This is a genomic window from Streptomyces sp. L7, assembly GCF_050990935.1.
Taxonomy (GTDB): Bacteria; Actinomycetota; Actinomycetes; order Actinomycetales; family Microbacteriaceae; genus Leifsonia.
Map to the genome: position 1 here is coordinate 1,240,045 of NZ_CP194644.1, position 23,453 is coordinate 1,263,497.

General features: G+C 71.3%; 20 protein-coding genes and 1 pseudogene. 17 read left to right on the top strand and 4 right to left on the bottom strand.

Annotated features, from left to right (window positions below; all coding sequences use genetic code 11):
* The first annotated feature begins 6 nt into the window (after positions 1-6).
* Both ACR5MH_RS06265 and ACR5MH_RS06270 read left to right on the top strand, forming a co-directional pair.
* Positions 7-2,931: an MMPL family transporter gene (locus tag ACR5MH_RS06265; RefSeq protein ID WP_433862409.1), complete on the top strand. Its 2,925-nt coding sequence runs from the start codon at positions 7-9 to the stop codon at positions 2,929-2,931.
* Positions 2,928-4,931, top strand: coding sequence for a YhgE/Pip family protein (locus ACR5MH_RS06270; RefSeq protein WP_431346129.1), 2,004 nt, complete (start codon positions 2,928-2,930; stop codon positions 4,929-4,931). The genes ACR5MH_RS06265 and ACR5MH_RS06270 overlap by 4 nt, the downstream gene beginning before the upstream one ends.
* A 70-nt stretch (positions 4,932-5,001) precedes the next feature.
* Here the strand turns inward: ACR5MH_RS06270 and ACR5MH_RS06275 are convergent, their stop codons facing one another.
* Both ACR5MH_RS06275 and ACR5MH_RS06280 read right to left on the bottom strand, forming a co-directional pair.
* Positions 5,002-5,271 carry an ArsB/NhaD family transporter gene (locus ACR5MH_RS06275; RefSeq protein ID WP_433862410.1) on the bottom strand — a complete coding sequence of 90 codons (270 nt, stop codon included), beginning with the start codon at positions 5,269-5,271 and terminating at the stop codon, positions 5,002-5,004.
* Positions 5,272-5,276: 5 nt separating this feature from the next.
* Entirely contained in the window at positions 5,277-6,155 is an 879-nt protein-coding gene (locus tag ACR5MH_RS06280; RefSeq protein ID WP_433862411.1) for an SLC13 family permease, read from the bottom strand.
* Between the two features lie 95 nt (positions 6,156-6,250).
* Between ACR5MH_RS06280 and ACR5MH_RS06285 the strand changes: the two genes are divergently transcribed.
* Both ACR5MH_RS06285 and ACR5MH_RS06290 read left to right on the top strand, forming a co-directional pair.
* Entirely contained in the window at positions 6,251-6,448 is a 198-nt protein-coding gene (locus tag ACR5MH_RS06285; RefSeq protein WP_431346127.1) for a hypothetical protein, read from the top strand.
* Positions 6,449-6,545: 97 nt separating this feature from the next.
* Entirely contained in the window at positions 6,546-7,019 is a 474-nt protein-coding gene (locus ACR5MH_RS06290) for a hypothetical protein (protein WP_431346126.1), read from the top strand.
* A gap of 22 nt (positions 7,020-7,041) precedes the next feature.
* On the opposite strand, the gene ACR5MH_RS06295 is transcribed toward ACR5MH_RS06290, so the two are convergent.
* The gene (locus ACR5MH_RS06295) at positions 7,042-8,418 is read right to left on the bottom strand and encodes a glucose-6-phosphate dehydrogenase (protein WP_431346125.1); all 1,377 of its coding nucleotides are present in this window, start codon (positions 8,416-8,418) and stop codon (positions 7,042-7,044) included.
* A 29-nt stretch (positions 8,419-8,447) separates the two neighbouring features.
* On the opposite strand from ACR5MH_RS06295, the pseudogene ACR5MH_RS06300 reads away from it, so the two are divergent.
* From ACR5MH_RS06300 to ACR5MH_RS06310, 3 genes and pseudogenes are all read left to right on the top strand, one after another.
* Positions 8,448-10,225, top strand: a pseudogene (locus ACR5MH_RS06300) (glycoside hydrolase family 15 protein).
* A gap of 8 nt (positions 10,226-10,233) precedes the next feature.
* Entirely contained in the window at positions 10,234-10,524 is a 291-nt protein-coding gene (clpS, locus tag ACR5MH_RS06305; RefSeq protein ID WP_431346562.1) for an ATP-dependent Clp protease adapter ClpS, read from the top strand.
* A complete protein-coding gene (locus ACR5MH_RS06310; protein ID WP_433862412.1) occupies positions 10,521-11,054 on the top strand; it encodes a DUF2017 domain-containing protein in 534 nt (177 codons plus the stop codon). Before clpS ends, ACR5MH_RS06310 begins: the two co-directional genes overlap by 4 nt.
* Before the next feature lie 19 nt (positions 11,055-11,073).
* On the opposite strand, the gene ACR5MH_RS06315 is transcribed toward ACR5MH_RS06310, so the two are convergent.
* Complete coding sequence (locus ACR5MH_RS06315) at positions 11,074-12,195, bottom strand: hypothetical protein (RefSeq protein ID WP_431346123.1); 1,122 nt, start codon at positions 12,193-12,195, stop codon at positions 11,074-11,076.
* A gap of 223 nt (positions 12,196-12,418) precedes the next feature.
* On the opposite strand from ACR5MH_RS06315, the gene ACR5MH_RS06320 reads away from it, so the two are divergent.
* The 10 genes from ACR5MH_RS06320 to ACR5MH_RS06365 all read left to right on the top strand — a co-directional run bounded on the left by ACR5MH_RS06320 (position 12,419) and on the right by ACR5MH_RS06365 (position 23,408).
* Positions 12,419-14,485: a hypothetical protein gene (locus tag ACR5MH_RS06320; RefSeq protein ID WP_433862413.1), complete on the top strand. Its 2,067-nt coding sequence runs from the start codon at positions 12,419-12,421 to the stop codon at positions 14,483-14,485.
* Positions 14,482-15,504, top strand: coding sequence for a LacI family DNA-binding transcriptional regulator (locus tag ACR5MH_RS06325; RefSeq protein ID WP_431346120.1), 1,023 nt, complete (start codon positions 14,482-14,484; stop codon positions 15,502-15,504). The genes ACR5MH_RS06320 and ACR5MH_RS06325 overlap by 4 nt, the downstream gene beginning before the upstream one ends.
* 22 nt (positions 15,505-15,526) lie before the next feature.
* Positions 15,527-16,837, top strand: a complete 1,311-nt coding sequence (locus ACR5MH_RS06330; RefSeq protein WP_431346119.1) for an ABC transporter substrate-binding protein — start codon at positions 15,527-15,529, stop codon at positions 16,835-16,837.
* Positions 16,838-16,839: 2 nt separating this feature from the next.
* Entirely contained in the window at positions 16,840-17,793 is a 954-nt protein-coding gene (locus ACR5MH_RS06335) for a carbohydrate ABC transporter permease (protein ID WP_433862414.1), read from the top strand.
* Between the two features lie 86 nt (positions 17,794-17,879).
* Positions 17,880-18,713, top strand: coding sequence for a carbohydrate ABC transporter permease (locus ACR5MH_RS06340; RefSeq protein ID WP_433862612.1), 834 nt, complete (start codon positions 17,880-17,882; stop codon positions 18,711-18,713).
* A gap of 40 nt (positions 18,714-18,753) precedes the next feature.
* On the top strand, positions 18,754-19,767 hold the full coding sequence (locus tag ACR5MH_RS06345) for a hypothetical protein (protein ID WP_433862415.1): 1,014 nt from the start codon (positions 18,754-18,756) through the stop codon (positions 19,765-19,767).
* Positions 19,768-19,804: 37 nt separating this feature from the next.
* A complete protein-coding gene (locus tag ACR5MH_RS06350; protein ID WP_431346560.1) occupies positions 19,805-20,833 on the top strand; it encodes a glycoside hydrolase family 130 protein in 1,029 nt (342 codons plus the stop codon).
* A gap of 55 nt (positions 20,834-20,888) precedes the next feature.
* A complete protein-coding gene (locus ACR5MH_RS06355; RefSeq protein WP_431346115.1) occupies positions 20,889-21,227 on the top strand; it encodes a YciI family protein in 339 nt (112 codons plus the stop codon).
* A complete protein-coding gene (locus tag ACR5MH_RS06360) occupies positions 21,224-22,477 on the top strand; it encodes an RNA polymerase sigma factor (protein WP_431346114.1) in 1,254 nt (417 codons plus the stop codon). The genes ACR5MH_RS06355 and ACR5MH_RS06360 overlap by 4 nt, the downstream gene beginning before the upstream one ends.
* Positions 22,478-22,565: 88 nt before the next feature.
* The gene (locus ACR5MH_RS06365) at positions 22,566-23,408 is read left to right on the top strand and encodes an NAD(P)-dependent oxidoreductase (protein WP_431346113.1); all 843 of its coding nucleotides are present in this window, start codon (positions 22,566-22,568) and stop codon (positions 23,406-23,408) included.
* The last annotated feature ends 45 nt before the right edge of the window (positions 23,409-23,453 follow it).

The window sequence follows — 23,453 nt, forward strand, 5'->3', positions numbered from 1 at the left end:
GAACGCGTGTCCTCGCTCCTGTATTCGATCGGCCGCTGGGCCTTCCGCGCCCGCAAGCTGGTCCTCTCTCTGTGGCTGCTGCTGCTCGTCCTCCTGGCCGGCGGCGCGGTCGCCTTCAACCAGGGCACGGACAACACCTTCAGCATCCCCGGCACGGAGTCGCAGGACGCGCTCGACACGCTGAGCAGGACCTTCCCGCAGGTCAGCGGGACCAGCGCGCAGATCGTCGTCGTGGCCCCGAAGGGCGAGACGGTCGACCAGGCCGCCATCCAGGGTCCGGTGGAGAGCACCGTCGCCGGCCTCGCGAAGACCGCCGGCGTCGCCGGCACGACCTCCCCGTACAGCACGACGGTCAAGAACCTCATCTCGGACGACCGCACGGCGGCGATCATCACCGTGCAGCTCCACGGCCAGCAGACGACCGTCCCGGCGGAGACCAAGACCGCGATCAAAGACGCCGGCGCCGCACTGCGGAAGGAGCTGCCGTCCGGCTCGCAGACGGCGGTCGGCGGGCAGCTCTTCTCGCAGAACCTGCCGACCATCTCGCCCACGGAGGGCGTCGGGCTGCTGATCGCGATCGTCGTGCTCATCATCACGTTCGGCTCGATCCTCGCGGCGGGGATGCCGCTCGCCACCGCCCTGCTGGGCGTGGGGCTCTCGATGGCCCTGATCTTCCTCGCGACACTGTTCGGGCCGATCTCCTCGACCACTCCCCTGCTGGCGCTGATGCTCGGGCTCGCGGTCGGGATCGACTACTCGCTGTTCATCATCTCGCGGCATCAGAGCCAGTTGAAGGCGGGCGTCGATCCGGAGGAGTCCGCCGCGCGCGCGGTGGCGACCGCCGGCTCCGCCGTGCTGTTCGCGGGCATCACGGTGATCATCGCGCTGGCGGGGCTCGCCGTCGCGGGCATCCCCTTCCTGACCACGATGGGATTGGCGGCATCGGTCGCCGTCGGCATCGCGGTGCTCGTCGCGCTCAGCCTGACGCCGGCGTTCCTCGGGTTCGCCGGGGCGCGGATCACGCCGGGACACCGGGCGGCGAAACGTGCCGCGCGCGCGGCGGAACGCGCAGCGGCGGCCGAGCCGGCCGCCATGGACGCCGCTGCGCCGGTTCCCGAGCCGGCGACGCGCGCCAACCCGTCCCTCGCCCACGCCGCCACGGCGGACATCCCGAAGGGCCCCTTCCGCACCTGGGTGCGCGCCGTCACGCGCTTCCCGATCGTGACCGTCGTCGCTGTCGTCGTCGCTCTCGGCATCGCGGCCGTGCCCGCCCTCCAGCTCCGCCTCGCGCTCCCGGACGCCGGGTCGCACGCCAAGGACGACCCGGCCCGCATCGCCTACGACCTGGTGTCCGAGCACTTCGGCCCCGGCTACAACGGCCCCCTGATCGTCACCGGCTCGATCATCTCCAGCCACGACCCGCTCGGGCTGATGAAGAAGCTCGGCGCGGAGATCGCCGACCTCCCAGGCGTCGCGGCCGTCCCGCTCTCCACTCCGAACCAGAACGCGGACACCGGCATCGTCCAGGTCATCCCGACCACGGCGCCTGACGACGCCCGCACCGCCCAGTTCGTCGCCGAGCTGCGCGCCAAGCACCAGCACTTCCTCGACGAGTACGGCGTCGACCTCAAGGTGACCGGCACGACGGCGGCCCAGATCGACGTCTCCACCCGGCTCGGTGGGGCGCTGCTGCCGTTCGGCATCCTCGTCGTCGGGCTCTCCCTCGTGCTGCTGACCATGGTCTTCCGTTCGATCGCCGTGCCGATCAAGGCCGCGCTCGGCTACCTGCTGTCGGTCGGCGTCGCGTTCGGAGCGGTCACCGCGGTGTTCGAGTGGGGCTGGTTCGGGGATGCCGTGCACCTCGACAAGACGGGGCCGGTGATCAGCTTCATGCCGATCATCCTGATGGGCGTGCTGTTCGGGCTCGCGATGGACTACGAGGTCTTCCTGGTCAGCCGCATCCGCGAGGACTACGTGCACGGCGGCGACGCGCGCCGGGCGATCCAGAGCGGTTTCGTCGGCTCGGCCAAGGTCGTCACCGCGGCCGCCATCATCATGATCTCGGTGTTCGCAGCGTTCGTGCCCGAGGGCGACGCCTCCATCAAACCGATCGCGCTCGGCCTCGCCGTCGGCGTCTTCGTGGACGCGTTCATCGTGCGGATGACGCTGGTGCCCGCGGTGCTGCAGCTCCTCGGCGACCGGGCCTGGTGGATGCCGCGCTGGCTCGACCGCGTGCTCCCCTCGTTCGACGTGGAGGGCGACGGCCTGCAGAAGGAACTGGAGTTGGCCGACTGGCCTGAGCCGGGCTCCCGGTACGTCGCCGCAGCGGACGGCCTGTCGGTCAGCGCGCGGCGCACGCCGATCCTCCGCGACGTGAGCTTCCGGCTCGCCGATGGAGAGACCCTGGTCGTGCACGGCCCGGACCGCACGGCTGCCCTCGCGCTGCTGATGGCCGTCACCGGCCGCACGCGCGTCGACGGCGGAACGGTCAAGGTCGCCGGTTTCGTCCTCCCCACGCGCGGATCGGCCGTGCGCTCGCGGACCTCCGTGGTCCGGCTCGACCGCGCCGAGACCCCGGTGGAGGACGTGCGCCGCGCGCTCGCCAGCTCGCCCGTCATCCTCTGTCTGGATGCCGCCGACAGCGTGACCGACCCCGTCGAGCGGCGGCGCGTGCGCGTCGAGCTGAGCCGCGCGTTCGCCGACGCCTCGGCGGCCGGTCGACCGTTCGCACTGGCGGTGAGCTGCGTGGACCCGTCCGGGCTGGACGACCTGCTCCCCGACACCGCCGAGCCCACCACGGTGCAGCTCGTCGTCGACTCCGACGGCGCCGCACACGGCACCGCCTCCCCATCCTTTCCGAGCGCGCCCGAGCTCGCCGAGGCCGCCGACCGCCACCCTGCCGCCCACCTCGAGAAGGCGAACGCCCGATGACCACCCCACCGCCCTCCGCTTCCCCGAATCTGGCGCTGCGCCGCCCGCGCTCGCTGTTCTCGCTGGAGCGGATGCGCTCCGACAAGCGGGTGACCTGGCTGACCGTCGTCGGCATCGTCCTCGTCCCGCTCGTCATCGGCGGCCTGCTGGTGTGGGCGCTCTGGAACCCGACCGACCGCCTCGGCGAGGTGAAGGCCGCCGTGGTCAACCTCGACCAGCCGGCCACCGTGAACGGCCAGATCGTGCCGCTCGGCCGGCAGATGGCGGCGGGACTGCTCGGTGCGAAGAACGAGAACTTCACGTGGGTGCTCACCGACCAGAAGGACGCGAACGCGGGCATCGCCGACGGCAGCTATGTGGCCGTGGTGACCATCCCGAAGAACTTCTCCCAGGCGGCGACCTCCACCGCCGGGACCTCCGGGGCCGCCACCCAGGCGACCATCGACGTGCGCACGAGTCACAAATCCAAGCTGGTGGACCCGGCGATCAGCCAGGCCGTCACCACGACCGCGACCGGCGTGCTCAACAAACAGCTCACGACGACGTATCTGGAGAACGTCTATGTCGGGTTCAACACGCTGCACGACCAGCTCGCCAAGGCGGCGTCGGGCGCGGGATCGCTCTCGAATGGGCTGACCCAGCTCGCGAGCGGGACGCACCAGCTCGCGGACGGGGCGACGCAGCTCTCCACGGGAGCTGACTCGCTCGCGAGCGGGCTCGGCCGGCTGTCGGGAGGCGCGTCCGGGCTGGCGGACGGGCTCGGGACGCTGTCGAACGGGATGACCCAGTACGCGGACGGCGTCTCGCACGGGGCCACCGCGGCGCAGCAGCTCCCGGCGGGGGCTGCGCAGCTCGCGACCGGCACGGCCGGGGTGCGCGACGGCATCGGCGCGACGGTGGCCGGATTGAAGAGACTCGAGGCGAACTGCACAGCGCTGCACCCGGGTGTCGGCGCCACTCCCGACCCGATCTGCGCCGGCATCCAGGCGACCATCGACGGGATCACGAACCCGGATCCCGCGCAGGGACTCCAGGCCGCCGCGACGCAGGTCGCCGCCGGAGCCCAGACCTTCGCCGGCAGCGTCGCACCGCTGCCGGGCCAGCTCGCCCAGTCGGCCTCGGCCGCGCAGCAGCTCGCGGCCGGCGCGTCCCAGTCGGCCTCCGGCGCGCAACAGCTCGCCTCCGGGGTGCAGCAGTCGGCGGACGGCGCCTCGCAGTACGCGGCCGGCGTGCAGCAGTACGCGGCGGGCGTTCCCGCTCTCGCGTCCGGCGCCGACCAGTCCGCGGCAGGCGCGGCCTCCCTCGCCTCCGGGCTGAACCAAGCCGTCGCTCAGCTCCCGAACTACGACGCGGGTCAGCGCACCAACCTGGCGTCGGTCGCCTCGCAGCCGGTCGGCCAGAAACAGTCCGGCACGACGGCGTTCGGGACCTCCAGCGTCCCGCTGTTCGCGTCGGTCGCGCTCTGGCTCGGGGCGTTCGCGTCGTTCCTGGTGCTCCAGGCGATCTCGCGGCGTGCGCTGCTGACGTCTCGCGCTGCCGGCCTCATCGCGTCCGACGGGCTCCTGCCCGGCGCCGCGATCGGCGTCGTCCAGGGCGTGCTCGTGGCCGCGATCATGCAGCCCGCCCTGCAGCTGAGCGTCGGCGCGTGGTTCGGTTTCGCGGGCGTGGCTGCGGCTGCGGCGGTCTGCTTAGCGGCGGTCAACCACGGGCTCGTCGCGCTGCTCGGCGGCCTCGGGCGCTTCCTGTCGATGCTCGTGGTCGTGGTCACGCTCGCCTCAGGGATCGTGTCGACCGCGCCCGGGTTCTTCGACAGCGTGACGGCGTGGCTGCCGACCTCGCCTGCGATCACGGCCCTGCAGGGTGTGGTGGACGGATCGACCGGCGTGTGGCGGGGCCTAGGCGGCCTCCTGATCTGGACCGCGATCGGCTTCGCGCTCGCCCTCGCGGCCGTAGCCCGCCGCCGCATCGTCAGCGCCGCGCAACTCCTCCCCGCCGAGTGACGCACAGGGGTCGCAACACGCCGCTACGCGCACGCGATAGCGGCGTGTTGCGACCCCTGTGCGGAGCGGGTCAGGCGCTGGCGGCCAGGGCGAGCGTCGCGAGGACGACGGTGACGGGGGCGACGATCAGGCCCAGCAGCATGTAGCGGCCCCAGCGGATCCGGACGTCGAACGAGGTGAGCCGCTGGTGCCACAGCAGCGTGGCCAGCGAGGCCCACGGGGTGATCAGCGGACCGGCGTTGACCCCGATCAGCAGGGCCGCCAGCCGCACCGGGCTGCCCGCGGCCGGCTCCAGCGCGAGGTAAGCGGGGAGGTTGTCGATCGCGTTGGCGCCGACCATCCCGGTCAGCGACAGCCGCAGCAGCGCGAGTGGTGACTCCCCGAGCCCGACACGCGCGCCAGCACGGTGCCGAGGCCGTTCGCGTGCAGCGCCTCGATGAACAGGAACAGACCCGACGCCAGCAGAACGAGCTGCCACGGCAGCAAACCGAAGCGCAGCACCGAACGCCGCCGCACCGCGAAGACCACGACCAGCACGACCGCCGCGCCCGAGGCCGGGATCCACACCGGGATGCCCGACACCAGCAGCGGCATCAGCGCGACCACCACGGCGGCGGCGATCCAGAACAGCACCGGGTCCTCGATCCCGTCCTCCGGCCCCGTCTCGTAGCGGACCAGCAGCCGCGTGCGCGAGATGACGAACACCACGACCAGCGGGATGACGATCGCCACGAGCGCAGGCGCCCACATCAGGGCGGCGAAGGCGAACGGCGTGGGGTCGCCCATCGCGTGCTGGGCGAGCAGGTTCGTGAGGTTGGAGACCGGGAGGAGCAGCGACCCGGTGTTCGCGATCCAGACGGTGGTCAGGGCGAACGGCAGCGGGTCGAGCCCCGAGTGCCGGGCCACCACGATCACGACCGGCGTGAGGAGCACCGCGGTGGTGTCGAGCGACAGGAAGATCGTGCTCAGCGTCGCGACGAGAGCCACGAGCAGCCAGAGCAGCCAGGCGCGCCCGCGACCCCAGCGCGCGGTCTGCTGGGCGACCACCGTGAACACGCCGGCCTCCGCGGCCAGCTCGGTCACGACCGTCACCGCGATCACGAAGAGCAGGATCGGCCAGACACGGTCCCAGAGGGCCACAGCGTCCGCGCCGGGCAGCAGCCCGGTGAGCACCGCGACCGCACCCAGGAGGAGCAGCACAGCGCCGACGATCGCCGTCCGCATCCCACTCCTCTCCCTGCGACATCGTCAACCCGGCGCACCCCTTCAACCCGGCGCCCTCGGAAGCGTACCCTGGCGGAACGAGCGAAAGGACGCGGATGCGCAAGTTCATCTTCAACGGAGCGATCATCAGCGCGGTCATCGGGCTGTGGACGACGATCCAGTCGACCAAGCAGGGGCCGCGGGACTGGCGGGTGCCGCTGATGTGGATCAGCGCCGCCCTGAGCGTCGTGATCGCGGTCGGGACGGTCCTGGAGGAGTCCCGCGAAGCCGACGGGCGCGAAATCCGGCGCTGACCGGACGATTTCCGCAGTTCGCACGGCGTGTCCGCGCGCTATGAGGTGAATACCCCCGAGACTGGTTCTCGACGGAGAACCTGGAAGGGGTATCGCGATGTTTGGTCGTAGGCGGCATGCCGCCGCCGAGGTGCAGGCGGCGCCCGTTCCTCAGCTCACGGATGCACAGATCCTCGAGGTGGTCCACATCAAGATCGCCGAGCTGATCGGCGAACGCGGTGAATGGACCGTGTCGCGCCGTTCGACCGACGACACCGACTCCATCTTCCACTCCGTCCTCGCGCAGTCTGTCTCGGTCGGCATCACCGCCGCCCTGGTGGAAGCACGCCGCCGCCTGGAGGCCGGGGAGACCACCGTCGTGGTCGCGTCCGAGCCGCAGCACCGCGCTCCCGCCGAGCCCGTCGCCATCGCAGCAGCCGCGTCGGTCGACGAGACGCAGGAGCACGAGGAGCAGGAGCACGAGGAGCCCGCCGCCTTCGGCTGGGAGCCCGCCCCGATCACTGTGTGGACCGACCTGCGCAAGCCCGTCACGGGCGAGTTCCCCGCGATCGCGGAGCGTCCGGCGGCCTGAAGCCCCGCTGGTCGCGCCCCGCTCAGCCGATCCTCTTCCACGACGCCGGCCCGTCCGAGCCGGCGCGGTAGGTCTGCAACGGCACCTCCTCCTTCTTCCACGCCGCGATCACCGGCGCGACGATCCGCCACATCTCCACCGCCGTGTCGCCGCGCACCGAGAGCGACGGGTCCCCGTCGAGGATGCCCTCCAGCACCTCGGCGTAGGCCAGAAGCAGCCCGGGCCCGAATTCCGCGCTGAGCGCCACGCGCTCGATCTCGTGCGGGTCGTCCGGGCCGTTGATGTTCAGCTCCAGGGACATGGCGTCCGGCGCCAGCATGATGCGCAGCATCGTCGGCTCACGGTGTCCCTTCAGCCCGCGCGGGATGTGCCGCGCCGGCTTGAAGGTGACCAGGATCTCGCGCCGGCGCGAGCCCAGCGCCTTGCCCGAACGCAGCGTGAACGGCACGCCGGCCCAGCGCCAGGTGTCGATCTGCACCGTCACCTCGGTGAGCGTCTCGGTGTCGTTCGCCGGGTCGACGCCCGGCTCGTTCGTGTAGGCCGGGAGCTTCTTCCCGCCGACGGTCCCCGCCGTGTAGCGGGCGCGGCGGCTCGCCTCGACCGGATCGTCCTTCCACACCCGGGTCGCCCGCAGCACCGCCGCTTTCGCGTCGCGCAGGTCGGTGGCGTCGAGCGCGCTGGGCGGCTCCATCGCGAACACCGCGAGCACCTGCAGCAGGTGACTCTGGATCATGTCCATCAGCGCCCCGGCGTGGTCGTAGTAGCGGGCGCGGTCCTCCAACCCGAGCGACTCGTCGTAGACGATGTCGACGCTCTGGATGTGGTCGCCGTTCCACACCGGCTCCAGGATGCTGTTGGCGAAGCGCAGGCCGATCAGATTCAGCACGGTGGAGTTGCCGAGGAAGTGGTCCACACGGTGGATCCGCTCCTCCGGCACCAGCGTCGCCAGCCGCTTGTTGAGCGCGATGGCGGAGCGCTTGTCCGTGCCGAAGGGCTTCTCCAGCGCGAGAGTCAGTCCGGCCGGAAGCGTCAGCTTGCCGAGCGCCTCGCACGCCTTCGCCGTGATCGCCGGCGGCAGGGCGAAGTACAGCGCGGGCGCTCCATCGCACGCGTCGAAGATCTTCCGCAGGTCGTCGGGCTTCGTCACATCCGCCGGCAGGTACACCGTGCTCGTGAGCACCTGCTCCACCGCTGGGCCGCCGGCCTTCACGGTCTTGAAGGACGCCTTCACGACGGACCGCCAATGCGCGTCCGACCAGTCCTCGGCCCCGGAGCCGACCAGGTGGAAACGCCGATCCGGGTGGTGGGTGAGCAATTGCCCGATCGCAGGGAGGAGGAGCCTGGACGACAGATCGCCACTCGCTCCGAGAATCACCAGAGTGCCCACGGACTGCGTCATGCGCTTCACAGTACGGCCATACTGGGGATATGTCGCTCCCCATCGAGGATTACGCCCTGATCAGTGATTGCTTCACCGGGGCCCTCGTCGGACGGGACGGCAGCATCGACTGGCTGTGCCTGCCGAGGTACGACTCGCAGTCCACGTTCGGCGCCCTCCTGGGCACCGAGGACCACGGCCGCTGGCTGCTCGCCCCGACCGACCCCGAAGCCACCAGCACGCGCCAGTACGAGCGGGACACCATGATCCTGGTCACCCGCTGGCGCACCGCCACCGGCGAGGTGGAGGTGGTGGACGCGATGCCGATGGGCGACCACCGGGCGGACCTGGTGCGGCGCGTACGCGGCGTCAGCGGGCACGTGGAGCTGCGCGAGGAACTGCGGATCCGCTTCGGCTACGCCAGCGCGATACCGTGGGTGCGCAAGGTCACCGGCGAGAAGCCGGCTGCGCTCGTCGCCGTCGCCGGCCCGGACGGGCTCGTGTTCCGCGGGTCGGCGCTGCATGCGTCGAACCACGCGCACGAGTCGACCTTCACCGTCCATGCCGGCCAGACCGTCGACCTGTCGATGACCTGGTTCCCGTCGCACCGCCCGGCGCCGCACGCACTCGACGTGGAGACCTCCCTGCAGACCACGCGGGAGTGGTGGACGAAATGGGCGGAGAGCTGCGACCACGAGGGCCCGTACCGCGAGGAGGTCGTGCGCTCGCTGCTCATCCTGCGCGCGCTGACCCACCTGGAGACCGGTGGCATCGTCGCGGCGGCCACCACCTCGCTGCCCGAGAACTTCGGCGGGGAGCGCAACTGGGACTACCGCTACGTGTGGCTGCGCGACGCGTCGCTGACCATCGGCGTGCTGCTCGCCCACGGCTACGACGACTCGGTCGACCACTGGCGGGACTGGCTGCTGCGCGCCATCGCGGGCGACCCCGGCGACGTCCAGATCATGTACGGCCTCGCCGGCGAACGCGATCTCGCCGAGCGGGAGCTCGACAGCCTCCCCGGCTACCAGGGCGCGCACCCGGTCCGGATCGGCAACGACGCCTCCACGCAGTTCCAGGCCGATGTGATCGGCGAGGTCATGCTCGCCCTCGACCACGGGCGCACGCAGGGCGTCCCCGAGACACGGTTCTCCTGGGCGCTGCAGCGCGCGCTGATGGGGTACCTGGAGCAGAACTGGCGCAAGCCCGATCACGGCATCTGGGAGATCCGCGGCGACGAGCGGATGTTCACCCACTCCCGGGTGCTGGTGTGGGCCGCGTTCGACTGCGCGGTCCGGGGCGTCGAGCAGTACGGCCTGGACGGCCCGGTGGAGCGGTGGCGGCACCTCCGCGACCAGATCCGCGCGGATGTGGAGGCCAACGGCTTCGATGAGCACCGGGGCGCGTACGTGCAGTACTTCGGCACCACGGAAGTGGACGCCTCGCTGCTGCTGCTCCCGCAGGTCGGCTATTGCGCCTACGACGACCCGCGGATGCTCGGCACGGTGAAGGCGATCGAGGAGGACCTGCTGCGCGACGGCCTCCCCTGCGCTACCGCACCGACAACGGCGTCGACGGCCTCCCACCCGGCGAGCACCCGTTCCTGGCCTGCGCGTTCTGGCTGACCGAGCAGTACGCCCGCTCGCACCGGCTGGACGACGCGGTGCGCCTGATGGACCGCCTCGTCTCACTCGCCAACGACGTCGGGATGCTCTCCGAGGAGTACGACGTCCAGGGCAGGTCGCAGGCGGGGAACACGCCGCAGGCGCTCACCCACCTGGCACTCGTTCGCGCCGCGGACGCCATCGCGGAGGTGCAGGCGGGGTGACGCCCGCGATGGCGGAGCCCGCCACCGAGGAGGAGGTCGACCTCGGCGAGCGGCTGGAGCTCGGCGCGCCGTGGGTGACGATCGTGTGGAACGACCCGGTGAACCTGATGTCGTACGTCACCTATGTATTCCAGAGCTACTTCGGCTTCTCCAAGGCGGAGGCCAGGCGGCTGATGCTGCTCGTGCACAACGAGGGCCGCGCGGTCGTCGCGACGGGCACGCGCGAGGAGATGGAGCGGCACGTGGAGGCCATGCACGGCTACGGGCTGTGGGCCACGCTGACGAAGGCGGACGCGTGAGGCCGTTCCGCGCCGACCGGCGCGGCGGCGGTGTGCGCGCGCGGTTCGAGGCGGACGAGGCCGCCATCCTGCGGGGGTTCGCCGCCGAGGCGGCGGACCGTGCCGAGCGCGCCGGTTCCGGGTCGCCGGACGGCGCCTCTGCAGACCCGGCCCTGGCCCGCCTGCTCCCGGACGCCTATCCCGACGACCCGGAGGCGTCGGCGGAGTTCCGCCGGTTCACCGCCGAGCGGCTGGCCGAGTCGAAGGCGCGGAACGCGCAGCTCGTCATCGCCTCGCTGAGCGGCCCTGCGGACGACGGCGCACCGGACGGAGCCGTCGACGTGCGGCTGGACGCCGACCAGGCCCAGGCCTGGCTGCGCGCGCTCACCGACATCCGTCTCGGGCTGGCCGCCGGCCTCGGCATCGAGGAGGACGGCGATGAGGGCGATGTGCACGACCTGGAGTCGGCGACGCGCCGGGCCGTCTACGACTGGCTCGCCGCCGTCCAAGAGTTCCTCGTGCTGGCCCTCGCCCGCGCCGAGCGGCACTGATCGGTCGCCGAGGGGCAGGTCAGACGGGGAAGCGGACGGCCGCCGCGGCGGCGCCTCCGCCGGGGACGTCGTCCGCCCGCAGCGCGTAGACCTTCGCCTTGGAGGCCAGCGAGCGGCGGATGATCTCGTCCACCACGCCGTAGTTGCCCGCCGTGTCGTCGTCCTGGTACGCGATCTTGCCGGTCTCGTCGTCCAGGGAGCCGGGCACCCGCCGGTCGATGTCGAACACCAGGGTCTCCACCGCGCCGTAGGTCGCGGCGCGGGCGATGTCGCTCAGGTCCACCAGAGCCGTGCCGCCGGCGATGCGGGTGGAGAAGTCCTCCTTGAGCGCGTCGATCTTGCCGGCGTACAGGCGGTCGAGCACGCCGCGCGCGGCCGTCGCCAGCTCCTCCTCGGTCTTGTCCTCCGGGTTGCCCGCGATCACGTCGTCCACCAGGCGCGGGTAGTCCGTCGCTCCGCGGAAGATGCCGATCAACGGCTCGGTCGCCGCCAGGATCAGCGGCTCGGTGGAGGTCGCCAGCAGCGGGTGCAGTGCGCGCTCGATGGCCTGGACGTACTCCAGCATCCGCACCTTCTGGCCTTCGGAGCCCTGGATGCGGCCCTCGGCGGCGCGCCCGCTGATGGAGGTCTTGCCGACCGCGGCGGCGACGTCCTTCGGCATCCCCTCGACGTCGATCAGCGCGGGCGGCTGCTCGGGGTCGACGCGGATCAAGCGGACGGAGTTCTGCGCGAGCGCGAGGATGAGCGCCGACTGCGGGAAGGTCACCGCGCGCAGCAGCGGCTTGATGTAGAAGCGGTCGGCGACCTCGCACGCGGAGGTCAGCCGATTGGGCAGACGGAAGGTCTGGGCGACCTCCCCGTCGAGGAACACGGCGAGGGAACGGGACTGGTAGCGCCAGAAGTCGCGGTCTTCGAGGATCCCTTCGCCCTCGGCCTGGACGGCGGCGATGCGGTGCCGGTCGACGCCCATGCCCTCCAACGATTTCACCGCGAGCACGAGGTGGTTCTTGAGCTCGATCCGCGCCTTGTCCGCCTCCGGCGGGGTGGTGCCGGTGGGCAGGTAGATGCTCACGCAGCCCGGTTCGCGCAGCGCCGCGATCCTCTCGATGTCAGCCTTGGTCGGAATGTCCTTGTACTCCACGTTTCCTCCTCGGTCGTGACCCGGCCGGACGTCGGCGGCCGGTCGCCCCAGTCTCGTCGCGGGCGCAGAGCGGCACAAGACCCCCGGGGGTGGACCGCCGGGTGAACCGGTTGACAGATCGGAAAAGCGCGGCTACCGTCCTTTAAACCGGTTTAGACATCAGTCGGACTCGGGTGGCACGGGTCCCCCGCCCCACGCCGGTCGAACACAGAGAAGGAACGCAATGAAGCGGAATCGACTCCTCGCCGCAGCGACGGGCGCAGCCCTCCTCGCCGCCGCGCTCGTACCGGCGATCGCCGCCCCGGCGGACGCCTCCCCCGCTCCCGCGGCTCCGGCCGTCCCCACGCTGACGAACCTCGCCCACCTGAATTTCCTCCTGGACGATGTGCCGTTGCTGTCCGGGGTCGCGGGTCACTCCACGTATCAGCAGAGCCAGGAGCCGACCGCGCGTGCCCCGTGGGTGTACGCGAACCGCAACGCCGACGGCAGCTTCACGCGCGTCGGCGGCGGCCCGATCACGGATGCCACCAAGGGCTGGTATGCACAGGGCTCCTTCGACGCCGACGACATCTCCCGCGCCGCGGTCGTCTACCTCCGGGACTGGAAGCAGAACGGCACCGCGGCAAGTCGCGCCTCGGCCTACGAGCTGCTGCGCGAGCTGACCTACCTGCAGGTCGACTCCGGCCCGAACGCCGGAAACGTGGTGCTCTGGCAGCAGCACGACGGCACGCTGAACCCGTCCGCGATCCCGGCCGACCAGCCGAACCCGAGCGACTCGGGCGAGTCGTACTGGCTGGCGCGCACGGTCTGGGCGCTCGGCGAGGGCTACGCCGGCTTCGAGAAGTCCGACCCGGCGTTCGCATCGTTCCTCCAGCAGCGGATGTCGCTCGCGCTCCGCTCGCTCGAGCGCCACTCGCTCGCGAAGTACGGCACCACCGAGACGGCCAACGGCGTCACGGTGCCCGGCTGGCTGATCGTCGGCAGCGCCAGCCCGACGGCGGAGGCGGTGCTCGGTCTGAGCGCGTACACCGCGGCCGCGCCGGGCGACGGCCAAGCGCGCACCGACCTCCAGCGCTACGCGAAGGGGATCGCCGGGCTCTCCTCCGGCGGCACCGGCCAGTGGCCGTTCGGCGCACTGCTCCCCGAGGCCAACTCCCCCACGTTCTGGCACGCCTGGGGCGGCATGCAGCCGGCGGCGCTGACCGCGGCAGCGACCCAGCTCCACGACGGCAGCCTGCAGAGCGCCGCGAACACCGACCTCGCGAGCTTCACCCCGCAGCTTCTCGCCAGCGGCGGCCCGGACAACGGCTGGACGCCGACACCCGCCGACCCGTCGCAGATCGCCTACGGCGTCGACTCGCGGGTGGAGGGCCTGGTCGCGGCCTCCGACGCGACCGGCTCGACCGGCCTCGCCACCCTCGCGGGCGCCCAGGCCGCCTGGTACTTCGGCGCCAACCCGGCGGGCGTCCCGGTCTACGACCCGGCCACCGGCGTGTGCGTCGACGGGATCGGCGGCGACGGCGGCGTCAACCACAACTGCGGCGCCGAGTCGGCCATCCACACCGAGCTGAGCATGCTCGCCCTCGACGCGCATCCGGCGATCAAGCGGGAGGCGCTGGCGCTGACGCACCGGACCGCCGTCAACGGCCTCCAGGTCGTGGAGGCCGAGAAGGGCGCCCTCACCGGCCCCGCCAGCGTCGTCACCCCGCCGTCCGCGTGGACCGGCTCGGCGAACTGGTCGGGCGGCGCATACGTCTCCGCCTCCACCGGTGCGAGCGTCACGATGACGCTCCCGGCGGGCCACTCCGCCGCGCGCATCCTCCCGATCGAGGACCTCGGCCCCGACGGCACCGCCACGAGCGGGTCGGGCACCACGGCGTGGACGGCGAGCGCGGGCAACCGCACTGTGCAACTCGGCACAAGCCAGAACGTGCGCCCCGGCGCGCAAGGCATCGCGCCCAGCCCGGTGTTCCTGCTGCCGCAGACCCTCCCGGTCTCCGCCCCCGCCGGGGCGACCTCCGTCACCGCTCGGGTGAACGGCCGGGCCCGCCTCGACGCAGTGCTCGTGCAGCCCGTCATCTCGCACCTCGGCCTGACCGGCACCGGCAGCCTCGACGTCTACGTCAACGCCACCTCGACGACCGTGCCGCAGCAGCTCAGCGGCTCCGGCCCGGTGCTCGCGACCCGCTACGACGCCGCCGGACACCAGGTCGGCGCGCCGATCCCGCTCAACGGCAACGGCACCGTCACGGTCGTGCCCGGCGGCTTCACCACGGTGGTGCCGCGGTGACGCCGGCCGACATCACGATCAACGACGTCGCGCGAGCGGCGGGCGTGAGCAAGGGCCTGGTGTCGCTCGCCCTCAACGGCAAGCCCGGTGTGGCGCTGGAGACCCGCGCGCGCATCCTCGCCACCGCGCGGGAGCTCGGGTTCACCCCCAACCCCAGCGCCCGCGGGCTCACCACCCGGCGCGCCTACGCGCTCGGCCTGATCCTGCGACGCGCCGCCCGCACCATCGAGGTGGACCCGTTCTTCGCGGCGTTCATCGCGGGCGTCGAGACCGTGCTCTCGGAGCGCGGCCAGGTGCTGGTGCTGACGGTCGTGCCCGACCACGAGGCCGAGGCGCGCGCCTACGAGCGGCTCGCCCTCGACAAGCGGGTCGACGGCTTCCTGCTCACCGACCTCCTGGCCGACGACCACCGCATCGGGTTGGTGCAGGAGTTCGGGTCGCTGGCCGTCTCGCTCGGCGAGCCGGTCGGCGGCAGCCAGTTCCCGGTCATCACGCGCGACTACGACTCCGGAATCGACGAGCTCGTGGCACACCTGCTCGGACTCGGCCACACGCGCATCGCGCACGTGTCCGGCGACGAGCGGATGCTGCACGGTCTCCGCCGCCGCGAGCGCTTCGAGCAGGCGATGGTCGAGGCGGGACTGCACCCGCTCGTCGTCCCCACCGACTTCTCGCCCGAACAGGGCGCGGAGGCCACCAAGACGCTCCTCGACTCCGCGGAGCCTCCGACCGCCATCGTCTACGGCAACGACCCGATGGCCATCGCGGGCATGGGGGTCGCGCACGAGCGCGGCCTCCGGCTCCCCCAGGACCTGTCCATCACCGGGCTCGACGGATCCCAGATCGGGACCTACATCTATCCGAGCCTCACGACCCTGGACAACGACCCGGCCGGCTGGGGCATCGCCGCCGCCACCGCACTGCTGCGGCTGGTGGAGGACGGCGAGCCTGCCGACGTCGCCCTGCCCCCTGCCCGACTGGTGGTGCGCGCCTCGACGGCCGCGCCATCGCGTCACTGAAATCACAGAAAGAGCACAGATCATGCGCAAACGCATCACCGGCTACCGCAGACTCGCGGTCGCCGTCATCAGCGCCGGCGTCGTCGCCGGCACCCTGGCCGCGTGCGGCTCCAGCGGCGGAGGCGGTCAGACCGACGCCATGAAGGCGCACGGCCCGATCACCATCTGGTACTCCAACAACGCCCAAGAGGTGCAGTGGGGCAAAGCGATGGTCTCCTCCTGGAACTCCTCGCACCCCAAGGAGCAGATCAAGGCACAGGAGGTCCCCGCCGGCAAGAGCACCGAGGAGGTCATCGGCGCCGCCATCACGGCGGGCACCACGCCGTGCCTCGTGTTCAACAACCTGCCCGCGGCCACCGGCCAGTGGGAGAAGCAGGGCGGCCTGGTCGACCTGTCGAAGTTCTCCGACGGCAACTCGTACATCCAGTCCCGCAGCGGCAAGTCGGCTGACCAGTACAAGTCGCCGAACGGCGACTACTTCCAGATGCCGTGGAAGCAGAACCCGGTGATGATCTTCTACAACAAGGCCATCTTCCAGAAGGCCGGCATCGACCCGAGCAACCCGGACCTGTCGACCTACGACAAGTTCCTGGCCGCGGCTCAGAAGATCAAGTCGTCCGGCGCGGCACCGTACGCGATCTACCCGGCCCCGACCAGCGAGTTCTTCCAGCCGAACTTCGACTTCCTGCCCCTGCTGGCGGCCCAGACCGGCGGCAAGACGTTCATCGAGAACGGCAAGTCGAACCTCACCAGCCAGGACTCGATCGACGTCGCCAATTTCTGGAAGACCATCTACGCCGACGGCCTCGCCGGCAAGGAGCAGTACACCGGCGACGCGTTCGCCGACGGCAAGTCGGCGATGGCCATCGTCGGCCCGTGGGCGATCGCGTACTACGGCGACAAGGTGCAGTGGGGCTCGGTCCCCGTCCCGACCAAGGACGGCAAGTCGGCCGACCAGACGTACACCTTCCCCGACGCGAAGAACATCGGGATGTACACCTCGTGCAAGAACCAGGGCACGGCCTGGGACGTCATCAAGTACGCGACCTCCAAGGACCAGGACGGCAAGCTGCTGAACGTCACCGGTCAGATGCCGATCCGGTCCAACGTCGCGAGCGTGTACTCGAGCTACTTCGACGCGCACCCGGCCTACAAGGAGTTCGGCGCTCAGAGCGAGCGGACGGCTGACGACCCGACGGGCGTCAACACCATCGCCCAGTTGCAGGCCCTGCGCGATGCCTACTCCAAGGCCGTGATCAACGGCACCGGCACGGTCGAGGACGCGTTCAAGAGCGCGTCGCAGAAGATCGACCAGCTCCAGAGCCAGAAGTAGCCATGAGCACGACCTCCGCTCGTCCGGCGGCGGGCACCACGCCCGCCGCCGGCACGGCCCGCGGCGGCGGCCTCCTCGCGCAGCGGCTGCTCGGCCGCAACCCGCTGGGCTGGCTGCTCGGCGCGCCGTACCTGATCTTCGTCATCGCGATCTTCGCGTACCCGCTCGGGTTCGCGGTGTACATGTCGTTCTTCGACTACTTCTTCGCCGCCCCCGGGGCGCAGGTCAGCCAGCCCTTCGTCGGCCTCGCCAACTACGTGCAGGCGTTCACCGACCCCGCAGTGCTGCAGTCGTTCGTCAACGTCGGGATCTTCCTGATCATCAACGTGCCGCTCACGGTGGCGCTGTCCCTGGTGCTCGCGAGCGCGCTCAACGGCGTCAAACGGTTCCGGACGTTCCTGCGGGTGAGCTACTACGTGCCGTACGTGACGGCGAGTGTCGCGATCATCGGCGTCTGGCTGTTCCTGTTCAACAGCACGGGACTGGTGAACCAGATCCTCGGCCCGCTCGCGCCGAACCCGTCGTGGTTCGTGAACCCCTGGCTGGCGATGCCGACCATCGCGATCTACGTGACCTGGAAGCAGCTCGGCCTCTACATCCTGCTCTACCTCGCCGCGCTGCAGAACGTGCCGAACGAGCTGTACGAGTCGGCTGCGACCGACGGCGCCGGGCGCGTCAGGCAGTTCTTCTCCGTCACCGTCCCGGGCGTCCGGCCCGCGACCGTGCTGGTGCTGCTGATCTCCACGATCACCGGCGCCAACCTGTTCACCGAGCCCTACCTCCTCACCGGCGGCGGCGGCCCGGACGGCCACTCGACCACCCCGGTGCTCCTCATCTACCAGCAGGGCATCCAGCAGGGTCACCCCGGCTACGCCGCCGCGATCGGCGTCGTACTGGTGATCCTGGTGCTGATCATCGGCTGGCTGCAGAACCGATTCGCGGGAGGACGCGACTGATGACCACTCTCAAGACCGCACGCGCGGAACTCGCTCCCGGGGCTCCCCGGAAGCGCCGTCGCCGCGACCTCTCCGCCGCCACGCGGCTGAGCCGGCCGCAGGCGATCATCCAGGGCATCGTGCTCACGATCGGCGCCATCGCCTTCCTGTTCCCCTTCTACTACATGCTCGTCGGGTCGCTGCAGGCCGCGCCCGACACGAGCGTGGCGGGGGCCTTCCCGAATCCGGCCAACCTGACGCTGAACAACTACTCGGCGATCGACTCCCGCATCAACCTCTGGACAGGGCTGGTGAACTCCGGGATCTTCACCGGAGGCGTGCTGCTGTGCACGGTCGTGTTCGGGGTGCTCGCCGGGTACGCGCTCTCGATCCTGCACTGGCGCGGGCGCGGCGTGACCTTCGCGCTGGCGCTGCTCGTCCAGACCATCCCGTTCCAGTTGCTGATGATTCCGCTGTATGTGCTCATCGCCCGCAACTACGGGCTGGCGGACAACTACCTGGGGATGATCCTGCCGTTCGCCATCAACTCGGCGGCGGTGCTGATCTTCCGGCAGTACTTCCTGCAGTTGCCGCGCGAGCTGTTCGACGCCGCGCGCGTGGACGGCGCCGGGGAGTTCAAACTGCTCTGGAGGATCGCCCTCCCGCTGGTGCGCCCAGCGCTCGTCACCGTGGTGCTGCTGACGTTCATCGGCCCGTGGAACGAGTTCCTCTGGCCCTTCCTGATCACGAAGGACGCGAGCCTGCAGCCGCTCGCCGTGTCGCTGGCGAACTACATCAGCACGGTCGCGGCCTCCACGACCAACCCGTACGGCTCGATCCTCGCCGGCGCGGTGGTGCTCGCCGCCCCGGTCGTGGTGCTGTTCATCGCGTTCCAGCGCTACTTCATCTCCACCGACATCGGCTCGTCCGTCAAGGGCTGAGCCGCCCGCCCACCACCCGTCACGCAACGCAAGGAGAACAGTGGACGCCGCCTACACCGACGCCCTCCGCCTCAACTACGAGGAGGCGCTGGGTCACTCCAACGCCCTCACCGACCACATCTCGACCGACCAGTTCTCGGCGCACTACCCCGATGCGCCGGACTGGGCGATCGGCCCGTTCGAGCGGGACCCGTCGCTCACCTTCCGGCTGGAGGGCCAGTGGGACGACCCCACCGGCGTCGGCTGGACGAGCAGCGCGATCTTCAATCCGACGATGATCGAGCGCGGCGGGGAGCTGCACCTCTTCTACCGGGCCTCGCCGCGGATGGAGTCGACCGCCAGCCGCATCGGGCACGCCGTCCGACGCGACGGCGTCTGGCACGACGACCCCGCCAACCCGGTGGTGTACCCGACTCTCGACAACGAGACGCTGGGCTGCGAGGACCCGAAGGTCTACGAGGCCGACGGCAGGTACGTCCTCTTCTACAACGCGATCCGCCGCACCGCTGAGGGCGAGACCGCCGTCGACATCATGGGGATGGTCTCCGACGACCTGGTGTCGTGGGAGAAGATCGGCCTGGTCGTCCCGCTCGAGGTGTCCCTGGGCTGGGCGAAGGGCGCCGTGGTGCCGCGCGACGAGCACGGCCGCGCGGTGCGGATCGGCGGCGAGTACCTGATGTACCTCTCCGAGGGCTGCGGGGATCGACCGATGATCGGGCACTCAGACGACCTGGTCTCGTGGACCTTCTCCGAGCAGCCCTACCTCGACCTGTCGCCGCTGCCGGGCACCCTGTTCGAGGTCGCCTGCGCCGTCGTGCGCGGGGACGACCTGGTGCTGGACTTCTTCTACGCCGACGAGCACCACGACTTCGCCGCCGCCCAGGCGCACTACTCTGTCGACGCCCCGTTCACGCAGACCGGTCTCCACCGCGGGGGTCCCTCGCCTGGGGCGGGCTGCAGAGGATCGACGGCCGCTGGTCGTTCGCGCAAGGCTGGGATGCTCCCCGCGGAGAGCGCGAACTCTATATTTACAAGGAGGTCACGAAGTGACTGAGCCCTTCCCGTACGCTCTCACCCGCTCGGGCGTGGTGATGACTCCCGAGCCCGGCGAACCGCTGGAGGCCGAGGGTGTGCTGAACCCGGCGTCCGGGCGCGACGCCGACGGCGTGCTCTACCTGCTGCCGCGGCTGGTCGCCGACGGCAACGTGTCGCGCGTGGGCCTGGCCCGCGTCGTGGTCGAGGACGGCGTGCCCGTCGGCGTCGAGCGGGAGGGCGTCGTGCTGGCGCCCGAGCGCGACTTCGAGCGCGGCCGGCGCAACTCCGGGGTGGAGGACCCGCGCACGACCTACGTGCCCGCGCTCGGCCTCCACCTGATGACGTATGTCGCCTACGGCCCCCTCGGCCCGCGCACCGCCGTCGCCGTCTCGACCGATCTGCGGTCGTGGCGACGGCTCGGCCCGGTGAGCTTCGAGTACGACGACGAGCTGGGCGTCGACCTGGCCCTGTTCCACAACAAGGACACGGTGTTCTTCCCCGAGCCGGTGACCGGACCGGACGGCGTGGAGAGCCTCGCGGTGCTGCACCGGCCGGTGTGGGACCTCGGCGAGGTCCGGGAGGGCGAGGGCGCGCACCCGCCGACCGGCCTGGAGGAGAAGCGTCCCAGTATCTGGATCGCGTTCATTCCGCTGGCGGCCGTGCGCGACGACCTCGGCGAGCTGGCCCGGTGGCGGCACAACCGCTTCCTCGCCGGCCCCGAGTACCCGTTCGAGGAGCTGAAGATCGGCGCGGGTCCCGCCCCGGTGCGGGTGCCGGAGGGCTGGCTGCTGCTGCACCACGGCGTCACCGGCCGGCTGGAGCGCGGCGTCGACCAGCAGAAGCATGTCAACTACTCCGCCGGCGCGATGATCCTCGACGCCGACGAGCCGTGGAAAGTGATCCGGCGCACCGAGGAGCCGCTGCTGAGCGCCGAGACCGAGGAGGAGCGCAGCGGCATCGTGCCGAACGTCGTCTTCCCCACCGCGATCGAGCGGGTCGGCGACACCGACTGGGTGTTCTACGGGATGGCGGACTCGAAGATCGGGGTGGCGAAACTGGAGCGGGTGGCGTCTTCCGCGACATGATGTCGAGATGACGCGTGCCCGTCCGTATAGACGGTGAGAGGAAGGAATCACGATCATGTCCCAGTACCTGCTCAGCGTCTACCAGCCCGAAGGGCCCGTCCCCGAGCCGGAGGTCCTCGCCGCGATCGGCGAGGACCTCGACGCGCTCAACACCGAGATGCGCGCGGCCGGCGCCTGGGTGTTCTCCAACGGCCTCCTGCCGCCGGCGTCGGCGACCGTGCTGCGGCCGTCCGGCGGGGAGGTGATGGTCACCGACGGTCCCTTCGCGGAGGGCAAGGAGCACCTCGGCGGCTTCACCATCGTCGACGTGCCCGACCTGGACGCCGCCCTCGAGTGGGGCCGGCGCCTCGCCGTCGCGACGACGCTGCCGATCGAGGTGCGGCCGTTCGCATGAGGGCCGGGGATGGCGCAGCCGTCTCCTCCGGAGCGATCGACTCGATCTTCCGCGAGGAGTACGGCCGCGCGGTCTCCGTGCTCTACCGCTCCCTCACCGACCTGGACCGCGCGGAGGACGCGGTGCAGGAGGCCTTCGCCGTCGCCGTCGCGCGCTGGCCGATCGACGGGCTCCCGCCCGCGCCCGCGGGGTGGCTCATCACGACCGCCCGTCGCCGCGCGATCGACCGGCTGCGCCGGGATGCCGTCGGCCGGGCCCGGGAGGCCGAGGCCGCGGAGCTGCTCGCGCTGGCCGCCACGGTGGAGGCCGCCGACACCGGCGCGATCCCCGACGACCGCCTCCGGCTCGTCTTCACCTGCTGCCACCCCGCTCTCGCGCCGAACGCCCGGGTGGCGCTGACGCTGCGGCTGCTCGGCGGCCTCAGCACCGCCGAGATCGCGCGGGCGTTCCTCGTGCCGGAGGCCACCCTCGCCCAGCGCATCTCCCGGGCGAAGGCGAAGATCCGCGACGCCCGCATCCCCTACCGGGTCCCGGCCGCCGCCGACCTCACCGAACGGCTCGGCTCGGTGCTGGCCGTCGTGTATCTGATCTTCAGCGAGGGCTACACGGCGACCGCGGGCGACCGGCTGGTGCGCGAGGAGCTGTGCGGCGAGGCGATCCGGCTCGCGCGCCTCCTCACGGCCCTGTTGCCCGACGAGCCGGAGGCGCAGGGGCTGCTCGCCCTGCTGCTGCTCGTCGACGCGCGCCGACCCGCGCGCGTCGACACCGACGGTGTCATGGTGGCCCTCCCCGACCAGGACCGCGGCCGCTGGGATGCCGCGCTGATAGCCGAGGGCCACGCGATCGTGCGCCGCTGCCTGGTCGCCGGTCGCCCGGGACCGTACCAGCTCCAGGCCGCGATCCAGGCGGTGCACGACGACGCCGCACGCGCCGAGGACACCGACTGGCGGCAGATCGTCGCCCTGTACGACCAGCTCCAGCGGGTGCAGCCCTCCCCCGTCGTCGCCCTCAACCGCGCGGTCGCGGTGGCGGAGGCCGTCGGTCCCGAGCAGGCGCTGGCGGCGATCGAGCCGCTGCGCTCGGAGCTGGGGTCGTTCTATCTGCTGCACGGCATCCGCGCCGGCCTGCTGCGCCGGGCCGGACAGCCGGAGGAGGCCGCGGAGGAGTACGACGAGGCGGTGCGGCTGTGCGCCAACGACAGCGAGCGGGAGTTCCTGGTGCGGCAGCGGGCGCTGCTGCCGGAGGGGTGATCCCGGCGGTGCTGCCGGCGCGGTGGTCGCCGAGGCGGTATCGGCTTTCCGGGTTCCGTCTGCGGGCTCGGCGGTGGAGAGTGGCGCTATGGACATCGCATTCCTCGGGCTCGGCCGGATGGGCCGCGAGCTCGTCCCGCATCTGATCGACGCCGGCCACACCGTGACGGTCTGGAATCGTTCCCCCGAACCGGCCGAGACGATCGGCCGCCGAGGCGCCCACGTCGCGGCTTCTGCGGCGGACGCCGTCGCCGCCGCTGGCACGGTCGTGAGCGTGCTGTTCGGTCCGGAGGCCGTGCGCGAGACGCTGCTGGACCCCGACCTGCCATGGCGCCCCGGCACCCTCTGGATCGACGTGACGACGATCTCACCGGCCGACGCAGCGGAGTTCGCCGACCGCGCCACCGCCCTCGGCATCCGCTACGTGGCCTCCCCCGTCGTCGGCTCGCTCGCCCCCGCCCGGGCCGGAAAGCTCGCGGTGCTGGTCGGCGGTGAACACGACGCGGTGCGCGAGGCGAAGCGTGTCGTCGGACTGTGGGCCGACCAGGAGAAGCTGCGCACCTTCGACTCGCCCGCGGCGGCGACGGCGGCGAAGCTGGTGGCCAACCTCGCGCTCGCCATCTCGATGGAGGCGCTGTCGGAGTCGTTGCGCCTCGGCCGTGCGGCGGGACTCAGCGACGACGAGGTGCTCGCGACGCTCTCCCTGACCGCGATCGCCCCGCTCGCCGCCATGAAAGGCCCGCTCGTGACCGCGGGCGACTACGACGACGCCCAGTTCACGGCCGACGCCCTCGCCAAGGACGCCCGCCTCATGCTCGCGACCGCGGACGTGCCGCTCCCGGCCGTCGCTCTCGTCGCGGCCGAACTGCAGCGCGCGATCGACGCGGGACAGGGCGAGAAGGACTTCTCGGTGATCGCGCGCGACCGGTGAGCGGCGGCGGCGAACGAGGGGTGATTTCGGAGGCTACGAACCGGC

What these genes read in the sequence shown, in the direction of transcription:
- ACR5MH_RS06270 (WP_431346129.1), top strand. Translation starts at nt 2,928, where the DNA reads ATGACCACCCCACCGCCCTCCGCTTCCCCGAATCTGGCGCTGCGCCGC.
- ACR5MH_RS06275 (WP_433862410.1), bottom strand. Translation starts at nt 5,271, where the DNA reads ATGGTCGGCGCCAACGCGATCGACAACCTCCCCGCTTACCTCGCGCTG.
- ACR5MH_RS06280 (WP_433862411.1), bottom strand. Translation starts at nt 6,155, where the DNA reads ATGCGGACGGCGATCGTCGGCGCTGTGCTGCTCCTCCTGGGTGCGGTC.
- ACR5MH_RS06285 (WP_431346127.1), top strand. Translation starts at nt 6,251, where the DNA reads ATGCGCAAGTTCATCTTCAACGGAGCGATCATCAGCGCGGTCATCGGG.
- ACR5MH_RS06290 (WP_431346126.1), top strand. Translation starts at nt 6,546, where the DNA reads ATGTTTGGTCGTAGGCGGCATGCCGCCGCCGAGGTGCAGGCGGCGCCC.
- ACR5MH_RS06295 (WP_431346125.1), bottom strand. Translation starts at nt 8,418, where the DNA reads ATGACGCAGTCCGTGGGCACTCTGGTGATTCTCGGAGCGAGTGGCGAT.
- clpS (WP_431346562.1), top strand. Translation starts at nt 10,234, where the DNA reads ATGGCGGAGCCCGCCACCGAGGAGGAGGTCGACCTCGGCGAGCGGCTG.
- ACR5MH_RS06320 (WP_433862413.1), top strand. Translation starts at nt 12,419, where the DNA reads ATGAAGCGGAATCGACTCCTCGCCGCAGCGACGGGCGCAGCCCTCCTC.
- ACR5MH_RS06330 (WP_431346119.1), top strand. Translation starts at nt 15,527, where the DNA reads ATGCGCAAACGCATCACCGGCTACCGCAGACTCGCGGTCGCCGTCATC.
- ACR5MH_RS06335 (WP_433862414.1), top strand. Translation starts at nt 16,840, where the DNA reads ATGAGCACGACCTCCGCTCGTCCGGCGGCGGGCACCACGCCCGCCGCC.
- ACR5MH_RS06350 (WP_431346560.1), top strand. Translation starts at nt 19,805, where the DNA reads ATGACTCCCGAGCCCGGCGAACCGCTGGAGGCCGAGGGTGTGCTGAAC.
- ACR5MH_RS06355 (WP_431346115.1), top strand. Translation starts at nt 20,889, where the DNA reads ATGTCCCAGTACCTGCTCAGCGTCTACCAGCCCGAAGGGCCCGTCCCC.
- ACR5MH_RS06360 (WP_431346114.1), top strand. Translation starts at nt 21,224, where the DNA reads ATGAGGGCCGGGGATGGCGCAGCCGTCTCCTCCGGAGCGATCGACTCG.
- ACR5MH_RS06365 (WP_431346113.1), top strand. Translation starts at nt 22,566, where the DNA reads ATGGACATCGCATTCCTCGGGCTCGGCCGGATGGGCCGCGAGCTCGTC.